The organism is Vibrio sp. S234-5, assembly GCF_000960595.1.
GTDB lineage: Bacteria > Pseudomonadota > Gammaproteobacteria > Enterobacterales > Vibrionaceae > Vibrio.
This window is the reverse complement of record NZ_JZAM01000195.1, coordinates 142,718-149,022: the sequence shown is the minus strand read 5'-3', so window position 1 is coordinate 149,022 and position 6,305 is coordinate 142,718. Positions and strand designations below refer to the sequence as shown.

Below are 6,305 nucleotides of genomic sequence, written 5' to 3'. Positions count from 1 at the left end.
TGAGACCGTCAAATAGCAGTAATAGATCAAAACTGTCGATCGCGGTCAAGATGGTGTCGTGGTTTTTATGAAAAACTGATCGCCAGATCACACTATTTAAATTCTGGAATTAGCTGCGGAATGACGGTTGTATCAATTGGTCTGGATGGTAGTTCAAAGAATTATACGCCCAACGAAGTGGTCGATGTTGCGAGTAATCGTGATGTCCTGTATTTTCAGAGGGATAGTAATAACATGAATTTGTTTTATAAGGCTAAAGAAGGTCACTTAATGCATCGGCCTATTATTGATTTTGAACCAAATAATGTTCAATTAAACGATACTGTAGACTATATAAACCCAGAGCTTAATACATTTGTCGATGCATTATCAATAAAGCCTGGAAAATTAGGGAAGTCATTCTTTGTTGAAATTGGCTTAGCGGAAGCTGATCAGTACTTTGATCCAAGCAAGATTGAAAAGATAATTTTTCAAAACCAGTCTTATCAAGGACTGAATGAATACAACCGAGTCCGTGTTACAGGTCGAGATCTCTATTTCACTAAAGAAAATGATATAGTAAGGATAGATTACGAAGCCAAGTCGCCTTATTTTTATACTATAAATGGAAGTGGAAACAAAGGTACATTACAGCAGATCGATCTATGCCATAGTAGTGATTTCAGTACAGCTTCTGGCAATGAATTTGATTTCTATTGGTCTGGTGAAAATGCAATAATATATAGGGATAGAAGCTTTGATAGTGATAATAATGTAAGCACTTTTGAAGTAAACGTGATTGATTTTTCTAAAGGCATATTCCATAGCCATTTAGATATAGATGGTGTTTGCGGTAATCCTGAACAACTATTTATTAAAACTTCTTTATCAGAAGATAAAAAAACATTCTATCTAACTTTAGAAGGTGATGGGGAAAATCAAGTATTGATTGAGCCAATTCAATAGTATTTTCTCTACTGGATTTTTATTTTTCAGAGATTTTACCCCTGTGAAGAGTTTATTTTGTAAAAAGTTGGCTATCGAATGGAAGTTTTTAGAATGGGATTTCTTATTTCTATTCTTATTTGTAAAAGCGGCTCCTATCAACGGGACCGCTTCTTTCGCGACTACTAAATTGTTCTCTATCTTAATGCATGTAGCTACATAAGGTGTATCGCCGACACTGTTGCGACCAGATGAATCGTCTAGATTTTAGCTTTAATGTTTCATAAGTTGCATTAATTTTTTGTTAGATAACTAATATTGTGTTTTTATATTTAAATGAAACATGGTGTTTTAAAAACTATTAATTTAAACACTCTGTTTCAGTAATTTTTTTTGAAGTTAGATATGATCTAAATCGGCTAGGGAAACTTTTATCACTAAATGATGAACACAAGCGATTACACTTTAAATTAATATAGAGAGAGTTTATTAATATCCAAATGGCTCTTTTTGTATTATGAAAAGATGAAGAAGCAAATTTTCCTTACCAATGAACAGAAAATATGCGATGTAACCTTAAAAGGTGATGAGTGGAATTAAGTTCTGATTGGATCCATTAAATAGCGTATTTAGCATGTTTCTGAGCGTCTATAACACAAGTTTAATATATAATATGTTAATATATAAAAGGACTGAACAATGAAATATTCCGGTAAAATAGCAATGAAATTGGCTGGTTCAATTCTACTTCTTGGCTCATTCTCTACTCAGGCAGAACCGATTCAGCCCACACTGAAGTTCTATGAGGGTAAATATGCTACGCAAGATCTTGTTTGTTCGATAGTGGCAAAAAATGAAACGATTAATTTTAAGAAGGATACTTACAGTTGTGAAAATGATGAAGCCAGTTCATTAGTATTGAGTCAAATCCCTTTTGGCACGGTGATCACTATATACGATGATCCCAATAGTTCAACCAACGATGATTATACAGTGATAACCGTTGAAGAAGATATTATTGAAAACTACATTGTCGGCGATTTTGAAATGAATGATTTCAATGGCAGTGTATCGATAGAATATTTTAGAAAAAATGGACTTAAGGGCAAGGTTTCCAGTGTGAAAATTCAGATGCCAGAGGATAACTCGGAGGAATAGGCAGCTTTAATCACTATTTTCCACAAAACAGATCAAAAACAGGTCAATAGAAACAGTTTCTATTGACCTGTTTCATTAAACCAATTGATCTGTTTTATTAAACCGAAGATGAATCAGGCTTCAGGCTAACGCTCTTTTAGGTGATTTTGCACTTTTAATGTCCCCGTTGAATTGACCATAAAGAGTAAAGTGAGTGTATTGAAAAAGCTTGCCTCATCGCTGCCTGGCTCTGTCGCGAGTAAGCCAATCAAACCGGCTAGGTGGGGAAAATCAGAAAATCGACTGGCGCTAAAAGCGATCGGATCAGATCGAAACTGTTGGCTCACTTTCAGCGATTGTGATCCTAAATAGCCAGTTGCCGCACCAGTAAAATGCAGAATTTTTGATGCGAGATTGCTCTTTTCAGCGTTCATTCCTAATTCCGTTTGTGTGGCTGCCACCAAGGATGACGTTGTGCTGGCGATAGAAGATAGTGAACTTATGCCCCTTAAAACGACTTGATCATGAGAGAGAGATTTATGTGTATCGAAGTCTCCTTTTGTGACGTTATAGCTGGCAAAGTTTTTGCGGCGAAAGCTCGAAACAACGCGCTTTTGCGGATGACCTTTGCGATCCTTGCGACATTTTGCACACCGTAAGCCAAGCCCAAAATGGAGAATGCACCGTTGAGGACTTTGCCGGCGATTTGTAACCCTTTGCTGGCATTAGGTTGCTGGGAGAGGGCGGCGATGGTGGAAATCGGCACGGAGGCAAATTCGGTCGTTGCAGCCTTTACTACAGCAAGGCCCAGTTGGCTCGCAGCTTTTGGGGCCGCAGCGGTAATCCCCACCCCACCAGTCATAAAGCCAACACCAACACCAACGCCAATTTGTTTCCAATTAAACTTATGTTCAGGAATGGGAGCGAGGAAACAGTAACCAATCAAGGCGGGTCAGCTCTGCTGTTATTTCCTGCTCTGTGAAGGAGCCAAAACCAAACCGGACAAAGCATCGTTGTTTATCAACAAAAAAGTGCGGCTCTGTGGCTAACTCTGCCAAATCAAACTGCGGTTGAGTACCCAACTCCAGCCAGAATGCCAGCCCTCCAGCCGGAATATGAAAACGCACTCTATCACCAAAAAGCCTTTTAAGCTCATTAACACAGTGATCCCGACGTGTTTTATAGATTTTTTTACATTTACGAATGTGACGTTTCACTTCTCCCGACTGGAGTAGTTCTGCTAAAGCCAGCTCCGTTAAAGTATTGCCCTGACGGTCAATCATTAAAATTTGTTGTACAACTTTTTCGACAAACGCTGCACTGGCAACCAAATAACCGATCCGTAAACCTGGTGCAAAGACCTTGGATAAAGAACCTATATGCAGCACCCGATCTGCCCCTGGCAAGCTGGCAAGCGGCGGTATAGGCCTGCTGTCAAAATGAAACTCGTGGTCATAATCGTCTTCCACTATATAAAAATCATGTTGGGTCGACAGTTGCAGCAACAGCAAACGCCGCTCCATCACCATAGTGACAGTGGTTGGATAATGATGATGGGGTGTAGTGTAAATTGCAGCCACTTTCCGGCCTGCGATTAGTTGCTGTAAATGCGTAATATCCAGCCCCTGCTGATCTGTTTTGCAGCGTAGTATGGTAAATCCAGCTTCTTCAAAAGCGGCCAATGCCGGTGCATAAGTCAGCTCTTCAAATACCATCACTCCATCGGACGGCTTAAGTACACGGGAGGCCAGGTAAATAGCCATCTGACTGCCACGCACAGTGCAAATTTGCGCGGAGCTAAGGTTCAGATAGCGTTCCTGTATCAGCATCCGTTGTAAGGCATGACGCAATTCGATAGTGCCCTGTGGATCGCCATAGCCCAAATATTGCTTTCGGCTGGCAGCAATCAATGCCCTTCGGTACGCCCGCGCCAACAGCTCATAAGGAATAAGACGGGCATCCGGAATACCATCATTGCAGGATGGGTTCTCTTTTCTCGAAAGGGGCTCAGCCTCAGCATGGTCGATGACCGGTTTGGCTGAGCCAGCAAGCAAGTACTGGTATTGTTCAGACATACGTTGCTCGGGTAGACGATCGGACACAAAAGTTCCGCGTTTTGCTTGGGTAACAAGCCAGCCCTGCGCAATCAATTCGTCATAGGCTATTTGCACTGTTTTTCGGTTCAGCCCCAGCACTGTGGCTAAAGAGCGGGAACCTGGTAACAAAGCTCCGGCTTCCAGTCGGCCCGTTAAGATGTCCTCAATCAGCTTATTCACCAGCCGGGCGTGAATAGTGTTACCTGTGCTGTTATCCAGCCATAACTGCGTTTGCCAGGGACGTAGCATCTTAATTCTCCACACTCAGCTGCCATCAGGGATATTAATCTGGACCATTACTGATTATAAAACTGGATGTTATTAATGGTCCAGAATCTATCTAACATTAGCGGCAGTCAATCGAAGTCCAGACCCAAAGGTAGACCATGATGAAAACAGCACATTTAGATAAACAGCAATTAATGTTCAATGCACAACAGCAAATGGATGAGTTACTGAATCAAGGCCAGTTTAACGACAAACAAAAACTCGCTTTAACTTGCAGAATTTTATATGACCACGGTCATGATGCGGGCTTAGCGGGGCAAATTACAGCCCGTACTTCAGCTGGTAATACTTTTATCACCCAGCGATTTGGCTTGGGTTTTGATGAAATCACTGCGGACAACTTGATCGAAGTCAACCAGGATCTGGAACCTATCGATCAACAGGCAATGCCAAACCCTGCCAACAGATTTCATACCTGGATTTATCAGCAACACCCTGAAGTGAATTGCATTATTCATACTCACCCCACTCATGTCGCGGCACTTTCTATGCTTAGAGTTCCGCTGATGGTGGGACAAATGGATACCTGTAGTTTATTTGATGACTGCGCCTTTTTAGGTGAGTGGCCTGGCGTTCCTGTAGGGAATGAAGAAGGCATCATTATTTCCGATGCACTGGGCAATAAAAGAGCTCTTTTACTGGCCCATCATGGTCAGTTAGTTGTTGGCAAAACCATTGAAGAGGCATGCAACCTTGCACTTATGATTGAACGCGCCGCCCGTTTACAATTGTTGGCCATGGCCGCAGGTCAGGTGCAGCCGCTGCCTGCGGCTTTGGCACAGGAAGCTCATGACTGGTTATCGACAGACCGTCGCAGCAAAGTCAATTTTGCCTATTACGCCAGAAAGGCACTGAAGTCCCACCCTGAATCAATCTGAGAAAATTAACATGAAATTAACCGGTATTATTGCTTACCCAATCACCCCTTTTACTAAAGATGGTACTCAGCCAGATCTGAATAAATTAGCACACAACATCGAGCTGTTGCTGCAAAACGGTTGCGATGCAATAGCTCCCTTAGGCAGCACAGGCGAAAGTGCTTATCTGAGTTTTGCCGAGTGGCAACAGGTAGCGCAGCACTCGGTGCAGGTTGTCGCTGGGTGTGTTCCTGTAATCATAGGTATTTCTGAGCTGACGACAGAGCAGGCGATTCACAAAGCCCGTTTTGCTGAGGAAATTGGCGCTGATGCCATTATGGTGATCCCTGTTTCTTATTGGAAACTGACAGATGATGAGATTTTTGGCTACTACAAGGCTATTGCCGCTGAAGTTTCTTTACCCGTTATGATTTATAACAATCCGGCGACCAGTGGCGTGGATATGTCACCTGAGCTAATTGTAAAAATGTTCAGAGGCATACCTCAAATCACTATGGTGAAGGAAAGTACAGGTGATATTCAGCGGATGCACAAAATCCATCAGCTTTCCTCTGGCGAACTGCCTTTTTACAATGGCAGTAATCCATTAGCTCTGGAGGCTTTATGTGCCGGAGCCAGCGGTTGGTGCACTGCAGCACCTAATTTACTGGGTATGTTGCCAAAAGAGTTGTTTAGCCATATTCAGGCAGGCGACCTTCAGGCTGCTAAAGAAAACTTTTACCGTCAGTTGCCGCTGTTGAGCTTTATTGTGTCCGGTGGACTGCCTAAAACAGTCAAAGCTGGTTTGGCCTTAAAAGGTGTTGAAGTGGGCCAGCCCCGTAAGCCTTTAACAGCAGCTAACGAACAGGAAATTGCCACGTTAAGCCGTTTATTAAAGCAGATTTTACCCGAGTAATTCGTGACCGAGTTTAAGAGGTCAGGCCCCACAATTTTCGACATAGTTATCGACTCCATTGGGTAGCATACTAAGCGGTATGCTACC

At 42.4% G+C, this 6,305-nt stretch carries 7 protein-coding genes; 4 read left to right on the top strand and 3 right to left on the bottom strand.

Annotation, left to right across the window (positions count from 1 at the left end; all coding sequences use genetic code 11):
* The first annotated feature begins 120 nt into the window (after positions 1-120).
* Positions 121-945 (top strand): hypothetical protein, encoded by an 825-nt coding sequence (locus tag UF06_RS09840; RefSeq protein ID WP_045570286.1) that lies wholly within the window; start codon positions 121-123, stop codon positions 943-945.
* 678 nt (positions 946-1,623) lie between these two features.
* Positions 1,624-2,082 (top strand): hypothetical protein, encoded by a 459-nt coding sequence (locus tag UF06_RS09835; RefSeq protein WP_045570285.1) that lies wholly within the window; start codon positions 1,624-1,626, stop codon positions 2,080-2,082.
* A gap of 125 nt (positions 2,083-2,207) precedes the next feature.
* On the opposite strand, the gene UF06_RS09830 is transcribed toward UF06_RS09835, so the two are convergent.
* The 3 genes from UF06_RS09830 to UF06_RS09820 form a co-directional block, all read right to left on the bottom strand.
* Positions 2,208-2,495, bottom strand: coding sequence for a hypothetical protein (locus UF06_RS09830; RefSeq protein ID WP_045570284.1), 288 nt, complete (start codon positions 2,493-2,495; stop codon positions 2,208-2,210).
* A gap of 74 nt (positions 2,496-2,569) precedes the next feature.
* A complete protein-coding gene (locus UF06_RS09825; RefSeq protein ID WP_139046322.1) occupies positions 2,570-3,007 on the bottom strand; it encodes a hypothetical protein in 438 nt (145 codons plus the stop codon).
* On the bottom strand, positions 2,973-4,406 hold the full coding sequence (locus UF06_RS09820; protein WP_045570282.1) for a PLP-dependent aminotransferase family protein: 1,434 nt from the start codon (positions 4,404-4,406) through the stop codon (positions 2,973-2,975). Before UF06_RS09820 ends, UF06_RS09825 begins: the two co-directional genes overlap by 35 nt.
* A 140-nt stretch (positions 4,407-4,546) precedes the next feature.
* On the opposite strand from UF06_RS09820, the gene UF06_RS09815 reads away from it, so the two are divergent.
* Complete coding sequence (locus UF06_RS09815; RefSeq protein ID WP_045570281.1) at positions 4,547-5,323, top strand: aldolase; 777 nt, start codon at positions 4,547-4,549, stop codon at positions 5,321-5,323.
* Between the two features lie 10 nt (positions 5,324-5,333).
* Complete coding sequence (locus tag UF06_RS09810; RefSeq protein WP_045570280.1) at positions 5,334-6,218, top strand: dihydrodipicolinate synthase family protein; 885 nt, start codon at positions 5,334-5,336, stop codon at positions 6,216-6,218.
* Positions 6,219-6,305: the final 87 nt, after the last annotated feature.

Bases quoted from the DNA above. Each gene is read 5' to 3' on its own strand.
- UF06_RS09840 (WP_045570286.1), top strand. From the start codon at position 121: ATGACGGTTGTATCAATTGGTCTGGATGGTAGTTCAAAGAATTATACG.
- UF06_RS09835 (WP_045570285.1), top strand. From the start codon at position 1,624: ATGAAATATTCCGGTAAAATAGCAATGAAATTGGCTGGTTCAATTCTA.
- UF06_RS09830 (WP_045570284.1), bottom strand. From the start codon at position 2,495: ATGAACGCTGAAAAGAGCAATCTCGCATCAAAAATTCTGCATTTTACT.
- UF06_RS09820 (WP_045570282.1), bottom strand. From the start codon at position 4,406: ATGCTACGTCCCTGGCAAACGCAGTTATGGCTGGATAACAGCACAGGT.
- UF06_RS09815 (WP_045570281.1), top strand. From the start codon at position 4,547: ATGAAAACAGCACATTTAGATAAACAGCAATTAATGTTCAATGCACAA.
- UF06_RS09810 (WP_045570280.1), top strand. From the start codon at position 5,334: ATGAAATTAACCGGTATTATTGCTTACCCAATCACCCCTTTTACTAAA.